Below are 18,576 nucleotides of genomic sequence, written 5' to 3' on the forward strand. Positions count from 1 at the left end.
TCCCACCCCGCCTTGAGAGAAGATCGTTCACATTATCCGAATGTCATCTCGGGGCAACGATACCGGGGTAATAGTCACCTTCACCGGGGTCATAGCGTTGCTGAAGGGGCGATCCGCTATTCGGATATATGACCCGGCGGTTTTCGATGCTGCCTGTCGGCATCTCGTCAACAGTGGCCGGAGCGCGCCGGCTCTGCATCATAGGGGATCGTACCTGGTTCTGCGTGCCCGGAGGGTTGTTCGGGTCGATGCCCTGGTAATAAGAGTCCGCAAAAGCTGGCGCCGCGGCGCCGAGTACGGAGGACAGGGCAAATGCAACAACTGATGTTTTCAGCGAAACTTTCATGACATTGGCTCCTATGTTCATTCAGCATCCGGCCTCCAACGGATACCGAAAGGATAACATGTTTTGGGAGCAGTTGTTCCTTGCAAGCGGTGACGTTTTGTCACGAATGACTCATGCAACCGTGATGGAAGATTACGCAACTGTAACTTGACGCCGCTGTCGTCGGCCCTGCCAAAGTAGCGTGTGGCAGGTCGAAGACCGGAGTGTCGATCGAGAACAGGCCGCTCCCCGCTAACGGCGACGCTGATCGCCGTCCAGCATCCAACAATATATAGGTAAGATCGAGACTATGCTGTCACTCAGGGAACCGGTGCCGGGGGCATGATACCCTGGTAGTAGTCGCCTTGACCTCCACCCTGGTATTCATTCCGATAGTGTTCCCGCACGCGACCGGGGGCTCCGCTGACGCTACCCGTCGCCATGGGGTCGACGTAGATGCTGCCCGTCGGCATTTCATCGACGTAGTACGGGCGTCTTGGCATCGGTACTAACATCGTTCCTCTGTTCTGAGTCCCAGGAGGATTATGCGGATCGATGCCCTGATAGTAGCTGTCGGCAAGGGCCGAACCCGCAACGCCTGCAAGGGCAGACGAAAGCACGAACGCGGCCAAAGATGTTTTCATGAAAACTCTCATGGCATTGCTCCTGTGTCTGTAGCAGCACCCCGCCTCCCGAGGGATGCCGTGGTTTTTCAGCATAGGGCCCTCCCATGCTGTCATGGGATAACGCCTGCGCCGCGCTCGTGTTCCTGGAAGGGACCGACTATCGGGGCAGCTTTGCCCCTCGAACTTTGAAGCGCCTGGGCGGAAACCGCGGGCGATCTGCATCGTCGTCATAAGAAAAGGCCCGCCGAAGCGGGCCTTTTGCAGAAGGTCAGGCCTGCGTTCAGGCTATGCCGCCTGGGCCAGTTCGTCGGCGATGACGGTATCGAGATTGAGGAAGCAGACCATCGTCTTTTCGAGCGCAACGATGCCCCGGCAGAAGGCGCGCTGTGCCTCCGGAATGATCTCCGGTGCCGGCTGCAGGTCTTCGCTGCGGATCGTCATCATGTCGGAAACCTGCTCGACCAAGAGGCCGACGAGCTTGCCGTTGATGTCGGTGACGATGATCGCCGAGCGTTCGGACGGCTCGGTCATCTTCATGCCGAGGCGGCAGGCCATGTCGATCACCGGGATCACGGCGCCGCGCAGGTTGATGAGGCCAAGCACATAGGGCGGAGTATGCGGCATCGGCGTGACCGGCGCCCAGCCGCGAATTTCGCGGATCGCCATGATATCGATGCAGAACTCCTGATCCCCAAGGTGGAAGGAGACGATTTCGAGATAGGCGCCGGACTGCTTGATAGCGTTGCTCATGATCAGAATTCTTCCCAATTGTCGCCGGAGGCCGTAACGGACGGTACGGAGCCAGGCTTGTTGCCGAAAGCGCCCGCCAGCTTGCCCATCAGGGCCTTGGCGGGGGATGGAGCTGGACGGGTGGATGCCTGTGCGGCCGCGGGTTTGCGCAGCGGCACAGGCCTTGCGGAGGCCGCGTTGCCGGCCCGGACCGGAATGTTCGCCGTGGTCGGAGCGCTTGACCTCGCGGGCGTGCTGACCTTCGACGAAGCCTGCGCCGGAGCGGGTGCGGCCTTCCGAAACGCTGCCTCGCTCACCTGCCCATGGCGGAACTGGCCGACGAGCTCGCTGAGCTTCTCGGCGTCCTGCGCGAGCGTGTGGCTCGAAGCGTTGGTCTGCTCCACCATCGCAGCGTTCTGCTGCGTCATCTGGTCGAGTTGGCCGACCGCGGTGCTGATTTCATTAAGCCCCGTCGACTGTTCCCGCGCCGCCATTACGATCGAGCTCATATGTTCGTTGATGCGCGCGACGTCGGCGCCGATGCGGCCGAGCGCCTCGCCGGTCGCCTGCACCAGCTTCACGCCCGTGCCGACCTCGTTCCCGGATCGCGTGACGAGCGCCTTGATGTCCTTCGCCGCGCCCGCGGCCCGCTGGGCCAGTTCCCGGACCTCCTGGGCAACGACGGCAAAGCCCTTGCCCGCCTCGCCCGCCCGCGCCGCCTCGACGCCGGCATTGAGCGCCAGAAGGTTCGTCTGGAAGGCGATCTCGTCGATGACGTTGATGATCTTGCCGATTTCGTTGGAGGCGCCCTCGATGCGCGCCATCGCGGAGATGGCTTCGCCGACGATGCGTCCGGACTCTTCCGCATTGGTGCGCGTCTCGCCGACCATGCGGCTCGCCTCTTCGGCGCGCTCGGTCGCGGTCTTCACGGTAACGGTGATTTCCTCCAGAGCGGCCGAGGTCTGCTCGAGCGACGCCGCCTGCCGTTCCGTCCGCCGGGCGAGATCGTCAGCGGCACTGCGCATCTGTCGGCCGTTCGCTTCGATCGAAACAGCGTTCTCCTTGACGCTCGATAGAACGTGACTGAGCCGTTCGACGGTGTTGTTGAAATCGCGGCGCAGTACGTCGAGACCGTCTTCGAAAGGTTCGTGGATCGCGACCGCCAGATTGCCCTCGGCAAGCTGGTTGAGCGCCGGTCCCAGCGTATCGACAGCGGTCTTGATGCGGGCAACAGCCCGGTCGCGCTCGGCTTCCTGGCGCTGACGCTCCTCCTCGATTTCCCTGCGGCTCGCCATCGCGTTCTGCTCCAGCGAGCGTTTTTCGATCGCCGACGCCCGGAAGAGCTCTACCGACCGAGCCATCTCGCCGATTTCGTCACCGCGCCCGAGTCCGGCCACGCTGGCGTTCAGGTCGCCGGAATGGATCCGCTGCATGCCGTCGCGCAAGCCGAGGATACCTCGGCGCAAGCTATTGCCGTGGAACCAGATCAGCGCCAGCAAGCTCGCCATCGCCAGCAGCCCGGCGGCTGCCTGCAGGATGAGTGCATTCGTTGATGCAGCCTCGGTCTCGGCGATGCGCGCCGACGCAAGGCCGGCGGCCGCTTCGCTCAACTCAGCGAGTGCGGTGCCGACACGCTCTCCGCCACCGTCGATCGCATCGTCGATGCGGGCGAATTCGTCCGCTTGTGCTCCGGCGTCCACCAGCGCCTTCAGATCCACCTCGATCGCCTTGCGCAGTTCGGCAAGATCGGCATCGAAATTGGAGATGACTTCCGGTTTGCCAAGGAGACGCGCCAGCGCCTCGACATCGGCTTTCCCTGTATCGAGCGCGGCAAGCGAAGCTTTGATTTGGGCCGCGCGCTCGGGCAGGATCTTGCCCTCGTCGCGATCGACGATCGTATCCATTGCAGCGAGCACCAGCTCAAGACCGGCAAGCCGCATTTCCTCGGCCATCCTCATGCCGCGCTGGGCGGCAATCGCCTTTTCAAGGGTCTCTTCCGATTGCCGCTCCTGGTACAAGCCGACGGCGAGCACCGAGCCAAAGCCAAGGAAGGCGGCGGCTGCCAGCGTCGCCAGTCTCTGGCTGACCGAGAGGGTGCGTCCGACGGATGGAGAGGTGTTCATTGACTGGCAGTCCATGGCAATGGACCCGCCGCGGCAGGCGAGGTCCTCCGTTGCGATCGATGCGGAAGGCCGGGCTCGATCAACCGGATGACCTCATGTCATATCGAAGTGTGCACTTCTCCGCTTTCGGCGACACTGGCAAAGAGACCTTAACCATTCGCTAAAACATGGCTACCAGCTTTGCCGATCAACGGCTTGTCCTCGGCTCTTTCCTTGTCGCTTTCGAGTGTTATGATCGTCCTATGCACACGGACACGAAGAAATCGCTATCGCCCCTCGTCTTCGCCCTCGTCGCGGGTGTCTTCGCGCTCGTCGCACTCCTGGCTTTCCGGGGCTGGATCGAGCATGGCGCCGACATCTTCCTGTCGCTTGCCCAGGCCGGCATTTCCTGGTGCTTCTGACGCCCTGGTCGGAGCGGTTTGCGCAAGCTGCCGCATGAAGCGCCTGCGGCAATTCTCCCTTTGCGCCGGTGGTGGTGACGCGGTATCACAACGCCACGTTCACTGACGGCCCTCACGAAGGCCAAGCAAATCGGTAGGAGTGATGAAAACCATTCGCATCGTCCTTTGGGCGGCCATCCTCGTCATGGTGGCGATCCTCGGCTGGCTCACCTACGACATGACGCAATCGCGGCAACAGGCATCCTCGGGCCCCTTCGGCGTGCCGTTCACGCTTGTCGCACAGGACGGCAAGCCGATCACCGAACAGGCGTTCACCGGCAAGCCGACCGCGCTTTTCTTCGGCTTCACCCATTGCCCGGAAGTCTGCCCGACCACGCTTTTCGAGCTGAACGGCTGGCTCGAAAAGGTCGATCCCGACGGCAGCAAGCTGCAGGCCTATTTCATCACCGTCGACCCGGAGCGCGATACCCCGGACCTTCTCGGCCAGTACGTCTCCAACGTCTCGAAGCGCATCACCGGTATTTCCGGACCGCCGGACAAGGTTCTGGAAATGGTCAAGGGCTACCGCGTCTACTACAAGAAGGTGCCGGTCGACGAAAAGAATCCGAATGGCGACTACACCATGGACCACACGGCCTCGGTGTTCCTGCTCGACGCGAACGGCCACTTCAGCGGCACGATCGCCTATGGCGAGAACCCGGACACCGCCGTTCAGAAGCTCGAGAACCTGACCAAGGGTTGAGCCCCACTTCATCTTACGTTCCTCGAAGCGCCGGCCTACAGCGCCGCGCGTCTCTTCAGACGCGCAAAGGACGCTGTAGCACTCTGAATCGCTGCATGTTTTTACCCTCAAGTCGGCTACGACTTAAGGAAACATGCAGTAGCCGGCGCTTTGCGTTTCGGCCGGATACGTGATAGCCGCGAGGCCGACCACAGCCGAAGGACAGACCGTTGAGCGAGATAAGACTTTTCGTCACCAGCAGCGAGAAACAGGTCGAGGCCGTGCTCGATGTCATGAGCACGATCTTCGAGGACGAAGACTTTGCCATCGCGACGATGGAGATCGACGAGAAGCGCGACGTCTGGGAAGCCTCGGTCTACATGATGGCGGACGAGGAGGAGAGCGTCAGGGTGCGGCTCGTCGAAGCGCTCGCCGCGGATTTCTCCCATCTTCCGATCGAACGGGAAGTCCTGCCCGATATCGACTGGATCGCCAAATCGCTGGAAGGGCTCGCCCCCGTGCGTGCCGGACGCTTCGTCATCCACGGCTCGCATGACCGCGAGAAGGTAAGGACCGGCGAGATCGCGATCGAGATCGACGCCGGCCAGGCCTTCGGCACCGGCCACCACGGCACGACGGCCGGGTGCCTTGAAGTCCTCGCTTCCGTCGCGCATACGCGGCCGGTCCGCAACGTCCTCGACCTCGGGACCGGCAGCGGCGTGCTTGCGATCGCAGCGTGGAAGCTCCTGCATGTCCCGGTGCTCGCCACCGACATCGATGCGATTGCGACCCGCGTCGCGAGCGAAAACGCCCGCCGCAACGGCGTCGTCACCGGCATGACTTTCGCCACCGCCCCCGGTTTCCACTCGACGGCGTTCAGCGCCAACGGCCCCTTCGACCTGATCATCGCCAACATCCTGGCGCGGCCGTTGATGAAGATGGCGCCGCAACTTGTGGCCAATCTCACCCCCGGTGGTTCGGTCATCCTGTCCGGCATCCTCGCCGAACAGCGTTGGAAGGTGCTCGCCGCCTATAACGGCCAGCGCCTCAAACACGAGCGCACCATCTGGCGCAACGGCTGGGTCACCATTCATCTGACAAAATAGTTCGCGCCATTCGATTTGAAGCGAGACGATGCAGCACAAGGAAATTTCGAAGAGCGCCGTCACCGCGGCGTTTTCGTCCACCGCTGCGTCGTCAATATGTGAGAAGGACGGAAAACGAAAAGGGCCGCCCAGTCCATCATGACGGGCGGCCCTTTTCGAAACAAAGGCGATGCCAGAGGCATCGCCTGTGCCCGCGAGCTTGAGGAGGAGGAGCGCTCGAGCGGGCTTCTACCGTTCTGAAATTGGCCACCCTTGAGGGAGGAGGAGAACAGAATGACCAACTATTCTCAGAACCGCAGCTTTTTGAACCACCGGATGTTCATCCGTGTTCGTTGAGCGCGCTTATAAACCATTATTCCGATAGAGATAGATGCGTTGCAGCATGGGTGCCATGCATGTCACGCATATGTCCGCGGGATGGGCAAATGCTCTGGCTGACGGGCGCATATCCGCCACCCCATCCGCCTGTTCACGGCCGGATATCGCCTCTTTCCTCTGAAGCGCCCTTTCCGCTAACATGACGATCATCCCAGTCGCGGTTCTCCGCCAAATTGCCGGAAATAATCCATGTTTCAGTCCTTCGAAGTCACCTCCACGCCTCAGTTCGGCAAGGAGCGCACCGCCGCTCTGCGCGCCGCTTTCTCGGCCCTCGGCATTGACGGCTTCCTCGTCCCGCGCGCCGACGAATTCCAGGGCGAGTATGTGCCGGCTTCATCCGAGCGTCTTTCCTGGCTGACGGGCTTCACCGGCTCAGCCGGCGTCGCGCTTATCACGCAGCGTGAAGCGATCGTCTTCGTCGATGGACGTTACGTGACCCAACTCAAGGAGCAGGTCGACGGCAGCGTCTTCACAGGCGGCGACCTGATCGGCGAGCCGCCGCATGTCTGGCTGGAGGGCCATGCGCCCAAAGGGTTCCGACTCGGCATCGACCCGTGGCTGCATACCGGCGCCGAGGTCCTCAAGCTGCAGAAGGCGCTTGCGGCAATCGGCGGTACCCTCGTCTTCCTCGACCATAACCCGCTCGACAAGATTTGGACCGGCAGGCCCGCCGCTCCCCTCGGCCGGGTGACGATCCAGCCGATCGAGCACGCCGGCCAACTGGCGAAGGACAAGATTGCCGCGATTGCCGCTGGCCTCGAAAAAGCGAAGGCCGCCGCCGTCGTCCTTACCGACCCCTCCTCGGTCGCATGGACCTTCAACATTCGCGGCAGCGACGTGCCCCACACGCCGCATCCGCTCGCCCGTGCGATCATCCCTGCAGACGGCCGCGCCGAGATCTTCCTCGACAAGCGCAAGACCGGCATCGAACAGGAAGCCTACCTGACCCAGCTTGCCGAGATCGCCGCGCCAGCAAGTTTCGAGGACCGGCTGGCGGCGCTGGCAGCGACCGGCGCCGCGATCATGATCGACCCCGACCTTGCGCCCTTCGCCATCGGCGAACTGATCCGCGCCAAGGGCGGCTCGGTCGTCGGCGCAGTCGATCCGACCCGCCTCCCCCGCGCCCGGAAGAACGACGCGGAGATCCAGGGTTCGCTCCGCGCGCATCTGCAGGATGGCGCCGCGATGGTGGAATTCCTCGCCTGGCTTGACCAGACCGAACCCGGCAGCGTGACCGAAATCGCCGCGACGGAAAGGCTGGAGGCCGTGCGCGCGACCGTCGGCGAGCGCATGCAGAATCCGCTGAAGGACATCTCCTTTGATACGATTGCAGGCGCCGGCTCGCACGCGGCGATCATGCACTACCGCGTGACAACGGATACGGACCGGACGATCGAGCCGGGAACCATGTTCCTGATCGATTCCGGTGCGCAATACATCAACGGTACCACCGACATCACCCGCACGGTCGCGATCGGTGCCGTTCCGGAGGAGCAGAAGCGCTTCTTTACGCTGGTGCTGAAAGGCATGATCGCGATCAGCACGGCGCGCTTCCCCAAGGGTTCGCGCGGCGTCGATCTCGATCCGCTTGCCCGCATCGCGCTCTGGAAGGCGGGCGCCGACTATGCCCACGGCACCGGGCACGGCGTCGGTTCCTATCTTTCCGTGCACGAGGGGCCGCAGCGTATCGCCCGGCTCTCGACGCAGGAACTGCTGCCGGGCATGATCCTTTCCAACGAGCCCGGATACTATCGTCCGGGCGCCTTCGGCATCCGCATCGAGAATCTCGTCGTCATCCGCGAAGCCTCGGAGATCGAAGGCGGAGACCTGCCGATGCTCGGCTTCGACACGCTGACCTACTGCCCGATCGACCGGCGCCTCGTCCTGCCTTCGCTGTTGACCGACGAGGAGCTTGCCTGGCTGAACGCCTATCATGCGGAAACGCGTGACAAACTCATGCCGCTCATCGCGAGCGACGACACGCGCCGCTGGCTGGAGGCCGCCACGGAAGCGGTCACACGCTAAAACTCGTGTCGCGTCAAACGGTTAGATCGCTTCATAAGTTTATTGGAACGGTGAAGCGATCTAACGAACAGCCCGTCGAACCAAGAGCGTCTTTCCACACCACCGACCTACAGCGCCGCGCGTCTTGTCAGCCGCGCAAAGGTCGCTGCAGCACTTTGAATTGCTGCATGTTTTTGTCCTTAAATCCGGCTTCGATTGAAGAAAACATGCAGCAGCGCGCGATCTCCGTCGCCGATGGAAGGGTGGGAGGGAGGCCCGGCGGCGTAGGTTGGGGGCTACAGGGGGGCGGCCGGGCCTCAGTTGGGAGGTACGTATCTCTACCAACGACAATGTTATATTTCCCGCGCTGCTCCGGTGTAACCCGGAAATTTTACGGGATTGCACGTTTGATTTGAAAATCGTCAGCCGGCTACTTAGGAGGCGCCGCGCTGTAGGCCTGAAAGTTGCCGCCGCGCCGCAATCCTATGGCGGCCGCCGTCCAGATTTCCGGCTCGCGGCGGATTGACCCGCTCCGGATTATGAACCGAAAGGTCGGGGCGACCCGGGCTCTTCCGTTCAGATTCCCAACATTTTCTTTGCTTCGCCGAGCGCTGCCTCAGAGCCGGCGTGATCGCCCGACTGGTGCAGTTGTTCGCCCTGCTGGCGCAACTGTTTGACCTTGGCCATGTCGGCTTCGGAAAGGGAGGCGTTGGGCAGAGCCGCGTCTATCGCCGCCATCATGGTGGGGCACTGGTTGGCAAAGGCAGTCACAGGTGCGAGCGCCAACAAGAGGGCAATCGAAATCCTGATAATCATGAGGTCAATCCTCCAAGTCCGGAGGGCTGATGTGCCTCTCCGGCAACCAAGGGATGATAATCCAGTATTGGTTCAGCGCCAATGGCGGGCGCCCGACCCGTACCCGCCGGTAGCGGGAAGGACGAGAGAGCTACAGGATCACGTGCCGGATCACCATCACCGCGACCCAGCCGACAACGAGCATCCGGAGCGTCGAGAAACGCATGCCAATCGCGAAGGCGACGAGCATCGACACCGCGACGTCGAAGCCGCCATAGACGAAGGCCGGCGCAACCAGCGTCGTCAGGACTGCCGCCGGGACGGCGTTCAGCGCCGCTTCGAGCCGCGGCGGAATGCGCTTCAGCTGCGTGATCAGCACATAGCCGCCGAACCGAGTCGCGAAAGTGGCGAGTGCGGCGGCGACGATCAGGTAGATGAGGTTGAGGTGCTGTGCATCCACGGCTCAGGCCTCCTTTTCCACGGTCGCCGACTCTCGCCGCAGGCGATGCTCCGGCGGCAGGACGGCCGCGAGCAGGATGCCGGCAAGCGCACCGATGCTGACATGCCACGGCGAGCCGACGAAATGCATGGCAGCAACGGAGGCGACGGCGCTGGTCGCGACCACGGGAAGGAAGCGATCGCGCTTGCGGAAGCCGAGCACGAGGCCGAGGAAATAGATTGGCAGCAGGACATCGAGGCCGATCGACTTCGGATCGCCGATCAATTGACCGAAGATAGCCCCCACCAACGTATTGATGATCCAGGGTACGTAGATCACCAGCCCGAAGCCGAGGTACCACGCGAATGTAACGGGCAATCCACGCTCGCCGCGCTGCTCCGTCTCGGCATATTGCGGATCCACGAGCAAGAAGAAAGCGAGAAGCTTCTGCCCGAAACTGAAATGGGAGATGTACTTGGCGATCGAGGCAGAATAGAGCACGTGGCGGAAATTGACCGCGAAGACCGAGAGCACGACCAGCCAGGGCTGGACGTTGTTGCCGAAGAGTTCGATACCCACCATCTGGCTGGCGCCGGCATAGACGGTGGCGCTCATGAACACCGCGTCGGCGATCGTAAAGCCGTTGTCGACTGCCAGCGCCCCGAACAGCGCGCCGAAAGGCGAAGCCGCCAGCATGATGGGAAAGCCGCTCCGCAGCCCCGCTCGGAAATCGTCTCTGTTCATGAACTTCTCCCGCCGAAACCGGAGGCATGTCCGCGAACCGGCATGGGGGGACAGATAGGCGCTGCCGCACGCGGCGACAATTCAATTGCGCTGATACAGTGATTGAATTTTCTGATGTTTGGCGTGCTACTGCATGTCTTCTTAAATCGACCTCGATTTAAGAACAAAGGCATGTAGCAATTCAAAGTGCTACAGCGTCCTTTGCGCGCCTGATAAGACGCGCGGCGCTGTAGGGACTGACCGAATCCGCGCGGCGCCGACGGCGCCGCTGGATCGCAAAGACCAAACGGAGCGGAGGCCCGTGCCCCTTACAGCGCCGTGCGTCCATCAGGACGCACAAAGGACGCTGTAAGTCTTTGAATCTACGCATCGTGCCTTCCGAAAATCGATTCCGATTTTCGGGCCGATGCGCTAGCGCTTCAACTGGAACGTATGCTCGATAGCCGGGAAAGTCCGTGCCTTCACCTCATTGGCATATTCCTCGACGGCCTTCGAGATTGCCGGGGCGAGTTCGGCGAAGTGCTTGACGAAGCGCGGCTTGAAATCGTTGAAAATGCCAAGCATGTCGTCAGAGACGAGAATCTGGCCGTCGCAGGCGGGCGACGCGCCAATGCCGATCGTCGGCGAACGCAGGGTAGCGGTAATCTCGCGCGCGACCGGTTCGATCGTACCTTCGACGACGATCGCGAAAGCGCCGGCGTCATCGATCGCCTTGGCGTCACGGCGGATCTTCGCCACTTCCTTTTCGTTGCGGCCGACCGAGCGGTAGCCGCCGGTGGTGTTGACGAGTTGCGGCATCAGGCCGACATGGCCGAGCACCGGAATGCCACGGCTGACGAGAAAATCGACGGTCTCGGCCATTTCCGCCCCACCCTCCAGCTTCACCGCGCTGCAGCCGGTTTCCTTCAGGATGCGCGCGGCGCTGCGGAAGGCCTGTTCCTTCGATTCCTGATAGGAGCCGAAGGGAAGATCGACGACGACGCAGGAGCGTTCAGAGCCGCGCATCACCGCCTGGCCATGCGCGATCATCATGTCGAGCGTGACGCCGACCGTGGTGTCGAGGCCGTAGAGCACCATGCCCAGCGAATCGCCGACGAGCAGGAAATCGACATGGGGATCGAGCAGGCGCGCGATCGGCGTCGTATAGGCAGTGAGGCTGACGATCGGGCGTTCGCCCTTCAGGGCTTCGATACTGGCGGGGCTGAGCCGCCGCTTCGCGGTGTGTACGCTCATTCTCAGGCTACCTTTGCAAAATGGGCAGATTTCGGTGCGATAACACGGTTATCGAGCAGCTTCGTGCTGCCGAAGCGAACGAAAAGCAACAGCAGAACCGGCTTCTCGCCGACTTCGAGGATCGGCTCCAGCGTTTCCGGATCACGCAGCGCAACGACCTCCGGCCGAGCCAGCGGTTCTGCCGACAGGAAGTCGATGACGCCCCTCTCGACCGCGCCAGGTTCGGTAAGGCCGCCAGCGATCAACCGTTCGGCCTCGTCCAGCGCCTTCGGCACGATCGCCGCGGCGCGGCGCTCGTCGGAGGTGAGATAGACGTTGCGCGATGAACAGGCGAGGCCGTCGGCCTCGCGCACCGTCGACACGCCGATCACCGAGACGGGCTGCGCCAGATCCTCGACCATGCGGCGGATGATCTGCAGTTGCTGGAAATCCTTCTCGCCGAAATAGGCACGGTCCGGCTGGACGATGTTGAAGAGCTTGGTGACGACCGTCGCGACGCCAGCAAAATGGCCGGGCCGGACCGAACCCTCGAGCTCAGAGCCGAGCTTCGGCACGTCGACCACGGTTTCCATCGGACGCGGATACATGTCGGAAACGCCGGGCGCGAAGAGAAAATCGACGCCGCCCTCGGCAAGCATCGCCTGGTCGCGGGCAAGATCACGCGGATATTTGGCAAGGTCTTCGTTCGGCCCGAACTGCAGGGGATTAACGAAGATGCTGGCAACGACCACGTCGTTCTCGCTGCGCGCGCGGCGCACCAGTTCCATGTGGCCGACATGAAGATAGCCCATGGTGGGGACCAGACCGATGCCCTTTCCCGCTCGCCGATGCTCGGCGAGAGCCGCGCGCAGTTCGGCGATGGTGGTGATCGTTTTCATCTCGGACCCTCCAATCCGCCGGGGCACCGGCACGGCGCGCCCGGTTTCGCTGATATGGCCCATGGCGAGCCCCGCGAAAAGGCAATTGCACAAATTTTGGCTGCACAGCTCTATCTTGTGCAGCGCAAAAAGACAAATGGAAATGGTGCATGAGACGGGGGGCGCCGCGTTCAAGAAGCAGTCCGGATCGCCGGCCTGCCTGATGTTAATCAAACTTGACGAGATTGAGCGCAGGCAGCGGACCACCGGGAAACTGGGCGAGCTTTCCGCCGACCGAGAGCGGGCCGAGATCGATGCCGAAGAAGCCGAGCCGGTCGATCAGGCCACCGACCTCCGCCTTGGCAGCTGCGTCATCACCGGAGAAGAAGAGCACGCGGCGGCCACCTTCTGCCTTCGGATCGCCGGAGACGAGGTGCGGCTGCAGATGGTTGAAGGCTTTGACGACGCGTGCGCCGGGGACGAGGTCGGTGAAAATCTCGCTTGAAAGCCGCCCGCCGAGTTCGGCGGGCTTGAAGAGCGGCGCCTCGATCGGGTTGTTCGCGTCGATGACGACCCGGCCCTCCCAATCCGGCAGACCGGAAAGCGCCTTGGGCAGCTTCGACCAATTGACGGCGACAAACACGAGATCGGCGCTTGCGGCCTCTTCGCGCGTCCCGGCGGTGATGTAGGGAGTGAGTTCGCCGACAAGCTCTTTTAGGCTCTCCGGCCCGCGGCTGTTGGAAATGACGGCCGGGATCCCCGCCCGGGCGAGGGCCCGGGCAAAGGCCGATCCGATGTTGCCGGATCCGATAATACCGATGGACATGGCGGTTTCCTTTCGATGTTGCGAGTCGCTGCGACCTCAGGCCGTGAAGCCGCCGTCGGCGACGATGTCGGCGCCAGTAACGAAGGCGGCTTCGGGGCTCGACAGGTAGGCGACGACGCTCGCGATCTCCTCCGGCTTGCCATAACGGCCGATCGCCATGCCCGGGCCGACGATCTTGGAGACCGGCCCGCCATCAGGGTTCATGTCGGTGTCCGTCGGACCGGGATGCACCGTGTTGACGGTAATGCCACGCGGCCCCAGATCGCGCACAAGACTGCGGTTGAAGCCGGCGACCGCACCCTTGGTCAACGTGTAAAGCGAGGCGGTCGGAAATGCGGCGTAGCGCACCATCGAGCTGCCGATGTGGATAACGCGCCCGCCCGCCTTCATGTTGCGTACCGCCTCCTGCGTGGCAACGAAGACGCCGGTGACATTGACCGCGATCATTCGATTGTAGTCCGCCTCGGTGATCTCGTCGATCGGACCGCCGAGCGCGATGCCGGCATTGTTGACGAGGATGTCGATGCCACCGAACGTCTTGACCGTTTCGACGACGGCGGCGCGCACCGCCGCAGCGTCACCGGCATCGGCCCTGATGGCAACGGCGCGGCCACCCTCGGCCTTGATCGCGGCAACCACGGCGGCGGCCTTCTCGGGCGAGCCGTGATAGGTGATGGCGACGGCGGCACCGTCGGTTGCAAGGCGCTTGGCGATAGCAGCGCCGATCGAGCGGGACCCGCCGGTGACGAGGGCGACTTTTCCCTGAAGGTTCTGGCTGGACATTGTCTTCACTCCATTGAGGTTTCGATGGAGTGGATATTGCCATTTCATTCCGCTAAGATTAGTCAGAAATCGCTTTCATCATTTTCAACGATTACTTGAGATTTCATGGAAACGCTGGCCAATCTCGAATCCTTCGTCCGTAGCGCCGAACAAGGGGGCTTTTCCGGTGCCGCCCGGCGACTCGGTCTGACGCCGGCGGCCATAAGCCGCAATGTCGCGATGCTCGAGAGAAACCTCGGCATTCGCCTTTTCCATCGCTCAACCCGCAAGCTGACCCTGACGGAGGACGGTGAACGCTTCCTGACGGCAATCCGCGATAATCTCGAAGGACTGCAGGCTGCAATCGCCGAGGCGGGCGGCGAACGGCGGGAACCTGCGGGCGTGCTCAAGGTCAGCCTTAGCCCGACCTTTGGCACTGACCACATACTGCCGCTTCTGCCGGATTTTTTGAAGAGTTACCCGGGGATCCAGATCGACTGGCAGTTCGACAACCGGCAGGTCGATCTGGTCGCCGAGGGTTTCGACGCGGCAATCGGCGGCGGCTTCGAGCTCTCGCCCGGTATCGTCTCGCGCGTGCTGGCGCCCGCCCATATCATCGCCGTCGCCTCACCCGCTTATGTGGCCGGCCGAACCCTGCCGCTCGATCCCGCCGGCCTCGGCGAGCTTGACGGCATCGTCATGCGCTCGGACCGCACCGGCCGCATCCGTCAGTGGATGATGCGTAACGCCGCGGGCGAGGAGATGGCGGCAGCGCCGAAGGAGACGATCGTCGTCAATGATCCGGCCGCCATGTGCCGCGCCGCCCTTCTCGGTCTCGGCGTGACTTTGATCGCGGTACCGGACGTGTTGCCCCATCTGGAATCCGGCGCGCTTATCCGGCTCGTTCCCAAGTGGTACGCCGATGCCGGCCCGATATCGGTCTATTACGCTAGCCGCACGCTGCTGCCCGCAAAGACGCGCGTCTTCATCGATTTTGTCGCCGATCACTTCAAACGGCAGCGACTCGCAGAGCGTTTTGCCGGAAGCCTCGGCTGAACTGCGGTTGAAAGCCGCCACGCGAGCACCAGTTAAAATTCGTCTCCGCCTGTCGGCTGAGGAAGCCGCGGGGCGTCCTTGTCACGTTAGAGGCAAACATCCTTCACGAGGAAAATCCCATGCGCATGATTTTCGTAAACCTACCCGTCAAAAACCTGGAAGCCTCCCGAACTTTCTTTTCAGCCCTCGGCTTCACCTTCAACGAACAGTTCTCGGACGACACGGCCGCCTGCATGGTCATCGACGACAATATCTTCGCCATGTTGCTGACCGAGCCGAAATTTCGCGATTTCATCACCGGGGAGATCAGCGACACGGCCAAGGGAACGGAGGTCATCACCGCCCTCTCCGCCACTAGCCGCGCCGAGTGCGACGACATGCTCGCCAAGGCCCTCGCCGCCGGCGCCAAACCGTGGAAGCCGGCAATCGACTACGGCTCGATGTACGGCATCAGCTTCCAGGACCTCGACGGCCATGCCTGGGAGTTCATGTGGATGGACATGTCGGCCGAGCAGGCGGCGTGATCAGCCGCGCCGGAGCGGAGAACGGTGAAGGCGTACCGCTTTCCCTATTGTTTTCGACTGGGCTCTCCCTTTGCTCCGTCATCCTCGGGCTTGACCCGAGGATCCAGTCTCAAGCGGCCTTCCGGCTCGCCAGGCGCTGTCGGGCACTTTGTACTTGGATCCTCGGGTCAAGCCCGAGGATGACGGAAGGGTAGTGGCCCGTGATCCTGTACCGACAGAAGCCGGTGGCGACGTCATTACCGTCTGTGCTGCGAGAGACTCAATCACGCCCCGGCGCACTGCTGCACCTCCCTACCCCCCGATCAGCGCCAGCCACTCGTCCTCGTCCATAGTCTGAATGCCGAGCTCGCGGGCCTTGTCGAGCTTCGAGCCGGCGCCCGGACCGGCGACGACGATGTCGGTCTTCTTCGAGACCGAACCCGCCACCTTGGCACCGAGGCTTTCGGCCTTGGCCTTCGCCTCGTCGCGCGTCATCTTTTCGAGCGAGCCGGTGAAGACGACCGTTTTGCCGGCGACCGGGCTGTCGGCCACGACCGGCATCTCCGCATTTTCCGGCGTCACCTCTTCCAGAAGCCGCGAGACCACCTCGACATTGCGGGGCTCCTTGTAGAACTCGACGATGGCGCGGGCGACGACCTCACCGATGCCGTCGATGCTGTTGAGCTCGTTCCATGCGTCGCCGGCAAAGCTGCCCGCCTCGACCATCGCCGCGCCAAAGTGGTCGTAGCTGCCATAGGAGCGCGCGAGCAGCTTCGCCGTCGTCTCGCCGACATGGCGGATGCCGAGCGCGTAGATGAAGCGGTGGAGCGCGATCGAGCGCCGGTTCGTGATCGCCTCGAAAAGCTTTCGGACGCTGACCTTTCCGAAGCCCTCGATATTTTCGAGCTTGGTAAGCGAGGCTTCCTGCCGCCGCTCCAGCGTGAAGATCTCCGGTGCCGTGCGGATCCTCAGGTTGTCGTCTTCGCTTTCGAAGAAGAATTCGATCTGCTTGGAGCCAAGCCCTTCGATATCGAAGGCGTTGCGCGAGACGAAGTGCTTCAGGTGTTCGACCGCTTGCGCGCGGCAGACGAAGCCGCCGGTGCAGCGGCGGACGGCATCGACCTTGCCGGATTTCTCGTTGATGTCGCGCACCGCGTGACTGCCGCAGACAGGGCACGTGGTCGGGAATTTGTAGGGCTCGGCGCCCTCGGCACGTTCGTCCATCACCACGTCGACGATCTGCGGGATAACGTCCCCTGCCCGCTGGACGATGACCATGTCGCCGATGCGGATGTCGCGCCCTTCGCGAATCGGTTCGCCGCTATTGCCGACACCGCGGATGTAGTCCTCGTTGTGCAGGGTCGCGTTGGTCACCACCACGCCGCCGACGGTGATCGGCTCCAGCCGCGCGACCGGCGTCAGCGCGCCGGTGCGGCCGACCTGGATGTCGATGCCCTTGAGCCGCGTGAAGGCCTGCTCGGCCGGAAACTTGTGCGCCGTCGCCCAGCGCGGCGAGCGCGAGCGGAAGCCGAGGCGCGCCTGCAGGTCGAGCCGGTCGACCTTGTAGACGACGCCGTCGATATCATAGTCGAGGTCGGGCCGCTCGCGCTCGATATGATGATAGTGCTCCAGCAGTTCGTCCGCGGAAGAGAAACGCTGCATCAGCGGATTGACCGGGAAACCCCAGGCCTTGAATGTCTCGACCATCCCGAGTTGGGTGTCGGCCGGCATTCCCGACATCTCGCCCCAGGCATAGGCGAAGAACCGTAGCTTGCGGTTCGCCGTCACCTTGGCGTCGAGCTGTCGCAGCGAGCCGGAAGCGGTGTTGCGCGGGTTCACATAGAGCGGCCTGCCCTGCGCCGCCATTTCGGCGTTGAGTGCAGCGAAATCCGACTTCGCCATGTAGATCTCACCGCGCACTTCGACGACATCCGGGGCGTCGGCGGGAAGCCTCTGTGGAATCATGCCGATCGTGCGGACATTGGCGGTAACATTCTCACCGGTCGTGCCGTCGCCGCGCGTCGCGGCCGTCACCAGCCGCCGGTTTTCGTAACGCAGCGACATGGAAAGCCCGTCGATCTTCGGCTCGGCGGTAAAGGCGATCGAATGATCCGGGAGCCGCCCGAGGAAGCGATAGACGCCGGCGACGAAATCGCGGGCGTCCTCGTCCGAGAACGTGTTGTCGAGCGACAGCATCGGCCGCGCATGGACCACCGGCTGGAAGGTCAGCGAGGGGGCCGCGCCGACCTTGCGCGAAGGGCTGTCCTCGCGGATGAGCGCGGGAAACCCCGCCTCGATCAGGTCGTTGCGACGCTTCAGCGCGTCATAGTCCGCATCCGAGATTTCGGGCGCGTCCTGTCCATGATAAAGCGCATCGTGACGGGCGAGCTCCGCCGCAAGAAAGGCGAGCTCTTCGGCCGCTTCCGATTCGGTCAACTGCTCGACGGGTTTTCTTTCACTCAACATGGGCGACGACTCCGGATTGGCGAGTCGTTTTTTAGAGCAACTGTTGGGAAAGAAAAGCCGCTTTCAGGCACCGCTTGCAGCCTGAAGCCCTCAAGGATAACCAAGATCACTATCGCTTTCTAACCGACGAGCATCAACGTCAGAATCGGCTCGCCACCAGCAGTAACGCGCCGATTGTTCACGAAGGCTGCGCACTCAATCAGCGCTTCATATTGCTCCGGACACCGGCGCATAAAGGATGCTGCATCGTCGATCCGAAGTACGGCGAATTCACCTGCCGCAACGAACGAGGTTGTCATCCCGCTCGGGGGGTCGTCAAGATAAGACATGCAGTCAATCCACGCATCCATGTTGCAGCCATAAAACGCAGGAAATCCGAGTATCGAACGGAATACGGAATGAAAAGTCTGCCAATCGACGATTTCATTGGTGGGGATCGTGAAGATTTTGGTTTTCATGCGCGAATGCGTCTCATGCAGCAA

The 18,576-nt window shown here is 62.5% G+C and carries 18 protein-coding genes and 1 pseudogene; 6 read left to right on the plus strand and 13 right to left on the minus strand.

The genetic code is table 11. The features are described 5' to 3' along the window. Positions 1-43: 43 nt before the first annotated feature. From FKV68_RS13900 to FKV68_RS13915, 4 genes are all read right to left on the minus strand, one after another. Complete coding sequence (locus tag FKV68_RS13900) at positions 44-346, minus strand: hypothetical protein (protein WP_180938390.1); 303 nt, start codon at positions 344-346, stop codon at positions 44-46. A 299-nt stretch (positions 347-645) separates the two neighbouring features. Continuing rightward, a complete protein-coding gene (locus tag FKV68_RS13905) occupies positions 646-981 on the minus strand; it encodes a hypothetical protein (RefSeq protein ID WP_180938391.1) in 336 nt (111 codons plus the stop codon). A gap of 255 nt (positions 982-1,236) precedes the next feature. Then, positions 1,237-1,701, minus strand: a complete 465-nt coding sequence (locus tag FKV68_RS13910; protein WP_136509137.1) for a chemotaxis protein CheW — start codon at positions 1,699-1,701, stop codon at positions 1,237-1,239. Positions 1,702-1,703: 2 nt separating this feature from the next. Next, positions 1,704-3,803 (minus strand): methyl-accepting chemotaxis protein, encoded by a 2,100-nt coding sequence (locus FKV68_RS13915; RefSeq protein ID WP_180938392.1) that lies wholly within the window; start codon positions 3,801-3,803, stop codon positions 1,704-1,706. 242 nt (positions 3,804-4,045) lie between these two features. On the opposite strand from FKV68_RS13915, the gene FKV68_RS13920 reads away from it, so the two are divergent. The 4 genes from FKV68_RS13920 to FKV68_RS13935 all read left to right on the plus strand — a co-directional run bounded on the left by FKV68_RS13920 (position 4,046) and on the right by FKV68_RS13935 (position 8,434). Next, complete coding sequence (locus tag FKV68_RS13920) at positions 4,046-4,204, plus strand: hypothetical protein (protein WP_180938393.1); 159 nt, start codon at positions 4,046-4,048, stop codon at positions 4,202-4,204. Positions 4,205-4,346: 142 nt separating this feature from the next. Continuing rightward, a complete protein-coding gene (locus FKV68_RS13925; protein WP_180938394.1) occupies positions 4,347-4,946 on the plus strand; it encodes an SCO family protein in 600 nt (199 codons plus the stop codon). 209 nt (positions 4,947-5,155) lie between these two features. Beyond that, on the plus strand, positions 5,156-6,031 hold the full coding sequence (locus FKV68_RS13930) for a 50S ribosomal protein L11 methyltransferase (RefSeq protein ID WP_180938395.1): 876 nt from the start codon (positions 5,156-5,158) through the stop codon (positions 6,029-6,031). A gap of 567 nt (positions 6,032-6,598) precedes the next feature. Further along, positions 6,599-8,434 (plus strand): aminopeptidase P family protein, encoded by a 1,836-nt coding sequence (locus FKV68_RS13935; RefSeq protein WP_180938396.1) that lies wholly within the window; start codon positions 6,599-6,601, stop codon positions 8,432-8,434. A 555-nt stretch (positions 8,435-8,989) separates the two neighbouring features. On the opposite strand, the gene FKV68_RS13940 is transcribed toward FKV68_RS13935, so the two are convergent. The 7 genes and pseudogenes from FKV68_RS13940 to FKV68_RS13970 all read right to left on the minus strand — a co-directional run bounded on the left by FKV68_RS13940 (position 8,990) and on the right by FKV68_RS13970 (position 14,090). Then, complete coding sequence (locus FKV68_RS13940) at positions 8,990-9,229, minus strand: hypothetical protein (RefSeq protein ID WP_153437342.1); 240 nt, start codon at positions 9,227-9,229, stop codon at positions 8,990-8,992. Between the two features lie 130 nt (positions 9,230-9,359). Then, positions 9,360-9,668, minus strand: a complete 309-nt coding sequence (locus FKV68_RS13945; protein WP_180938397.1) for an AzlD family protein — start codon at positions 9,666-9,668, stop codon at positions 9,360-9,362. A gap of 3 nt (positions 9,669-9,671) precedes the next feature. Then, positions 9,672-10,391 carry an AzlC family ABC transporter permease gene (locus FKV68_RS13950; protein ID WP_180938398.1) on the minus strand — a complete coding sequence of 240 codons (720 nt, stop codon included), beginning with the start codon at positions 10,389-10,391 and terminating at the stop codon, positions 9,672-9,674. 411 nt (positions 10,392-10,802) lie between these two features. Next, positions 10,803-11,624 (minus strand): 3-methyl-2-oxobutanoate hydroxymethyltransferase, encoded by an 822-nt coding sequence (panB, locus tag FKV68_RS13955; RefSeq protein WP_180938399.1) that lies wholly within the window; start codon positions 11,622-11,624, stop codon positions 10,803-10,805. A gap of 2 nt (positions 11,625-11,626) precedes the next feature. Next, positions 11,627-12,502 (minus strand): pantoate--beta-alanine ligase, encoded by an 876-nt coding sequence (gene panC, locus FKV68_RS13960; protein ID WP_180938400.1) that lies wholly within the window; start codon positions 12,500-12,502, stop codon positions 11,627-11,629. Positions 12,503-12,707: 205 nt separating this feature from the next. Next, positions 12,708-13,313, minus strand: a pseudogene (locus FKV68_RS13965) (NADPH-dependent F420 reductase); the annotation flags it as partial. Between the two features lie 30 nt (positions 13,314-13,343). Then, positions 13,344-14,090, minus strand: a complete 747-nt coding sequence (locus FKV68_RS13970; RefSeq protein ID WP_180938402.1) for an SDR family oxidoreductase — start codon at positions 14,088-14,090, stop codon at positions 13,344-13,346. Positions 14,091-14,195: 105 nt separating this feature from the next. On the opposite strand from FKV68_RS13970, the gene FKV68_RS13975 reads away from it, so the two are divergent. Together FKV68_RS13975 and FKV68_RS13980 are read left to right on the plus strand one after the other, a co-directional pair. Beyond that, positions 14,196-15,125, plus strand: a complete 930-nt coding sequence (locus FKV68_RS13975; RefSeq protein ID WP_180938403.1) for a LysR family transcriptional regulator — start codon at positions 14,196-14,198, stop codon at positions 15,123-15,125. 119 nt (positions 15,126-15,244) lie between these two features. Continuing rightward, entirely contained in the window at positions 15,245-15,649 is a 405-nt protein-coding gene (locus FKV68_RS13980) for a VOC family protein (protein WP_180938404.1), read from the plus strand. Positions 15,650-15,940: 291 nt separating this feature from the next. Here the strand turns inward: FKV68_RS13980 and ligA are convergent, their stop codons facing one another. Both ligA and FKV68_RS13990 read right to left on the minus strand, forming a co-directional pair. Next, positions 15,941-18,094 carry an NAD-dependent DNA ligase LigA gene (ligA, locus tag FKV68_RS13985; protein WP_180938405.1) on the minus strand — a complete coding sequence of 718 codons (2,154 nt, stop codon included), beginning with the start codon at positions 18,092-18,094 and terminating at the stop codon, positions 15,941-15,943. Between the two features lie 119 nt (positions 18,095-18,213). Next, entirely contained in the window at positions 18,214-18,552 is a 339-nt protein-coding gene (locus FKV68_RS13990; RefSeq protein ID WP_180938406.1) for a barstar family protein, read from the minus strand. Positions 18,553-18,576: the final 24 nt, after the last annotated feature.

The sequence above is a fragment of the Sinorhizobium mexicanum genome, from assembly GCF_013488225.1.
Lineage (GTDB): Bacteria > Pseudomonadota > Alphaproteobacteria > Rhizobiales > Rhizobiaceae > Sinorhizobium > Sinorhizobium mexicanum.

What these genes read in the sequence shown, in the direction of transcription:
- FKV68_RS13900 (WP_180938390.1), bottom strand. Translation starts at nt 346, where the DNA reads ATGAAAGTTTCGCTGAAAACATCAGTTGTTGCATTTGCCCTGTCCTCC.
- panB (WP_180938399.1), bottom strand. Translation starts at nt 11,624, where the DNA reads ATGAGCGTACACACCGCGAAGCGGCGGCTCAGCCCCGCCAGTATCGAA.
- FKV68_RS13990 (WP_180938406.1), bottom strand. Translation starts at nt 18,552, where the DNA reads ATGAAAACCAAAATCTTCACGATCCCCACCAATGAAATCGTCGATTGG.
- FKV68_RS13925 (WP_180938394.1), top strand. Translation starts at nt 4,347, where the DNA reads ATGAAAACCATTCGCATCGTCCTTTGGGCGGCCATCCTCGTCATGGTG.
- FKV68_RS13920 (WP_180938393.1), top strand. Translation starts at nt 4,046, where the DNA reads ATGCACACGGACACGAAGAAATCGCTATCGCCCCTCGTCTTCGCCCTC.
- panC (WP_180938400.1), bottom strand. Translation starts at nt 12,502, where the DNA reads ATGAAAACGATCACCACCATCGCCGAACTGCGCGCGGCTCTCGCCGAG.
- FKV68_RS13935 (WP_180938396.1), top strand. Translation starts at nt 6,599, where the DNA reads ATGTTTCAGTCCTTCGAAGTCACCTCCACGCCTCAGTTCGGCAAGGAG.
- FKV68_RS13915 (WP_180938392.1), bottom strand. Translation starts at nt 3,803, where the DNA reads ATGAACACCTCTCCATCCGTCGGACGCACCCTCTCGGTCAGCCAGAGA.
- FKV68_RS13940 (WP_153437342.1), bottom strand. Translation starts at nt 9,229, where the DNA reads ATGATTATCAGGATTTCGATTGCCCTCTTGTTGGCGCTCGCACCTGTG.
- FKV68_RS13980 (WP_180938404.1), top strand. Translation starts at nt 15,245, where the DNA reads ATGCGCATGATTTTCGTAAACCTACCCGTCAAAAACCTGGAAGCCTCC.
- FKV68_RS13950 (WP_180938398.1), bottom strand. Translation starts at nt 10,391, where the DNA reads ATGAACAGAGACGATTTCCGAGCGGGGCTGCGGAGCGGCTTTCCCATC.
- FKV68_RS13905 (WP_180938391.1), bottom strand. Translation starts at nt 981, where the DNA reads ATGAGAGTTTTCATGAAAACATCTTTGGCCGCGTTCGTGCTTTCGTCT.
- FKV68_RS13910 (WP_136509137.1), bottom strand. Translation starts at nt 1,701, where the DNA reads ATGAGCAACGCTATCAAGCAGTCCGGCGCCTATCTCGAAATCGTCTCC.
- FKV68_RS13970 (WP_180938402.1), bottom strand. Translation starts at nt 14,090, where the DNA reads ATGTCCAGCCAGAACCTTCAGGGAAAAGTCGCCCTCGTCACCGGCGGG.
- FKV68_RS13975 (WP_180938403.1), top strand. Translation starts at nt 14,196, where the DNA reads ATGGAAACGCTGGCCAATCTCGAATCCTTCGTCCGTAGCGCCGAACAA.
- ligA (WP_180938405.1), bottom strand. Translation starts at nt 18,094, where the DNA reads ATGTTGAGTGAAAGAAAACCCGTCGAGCAGTTGACCGAATCGGAAGCG.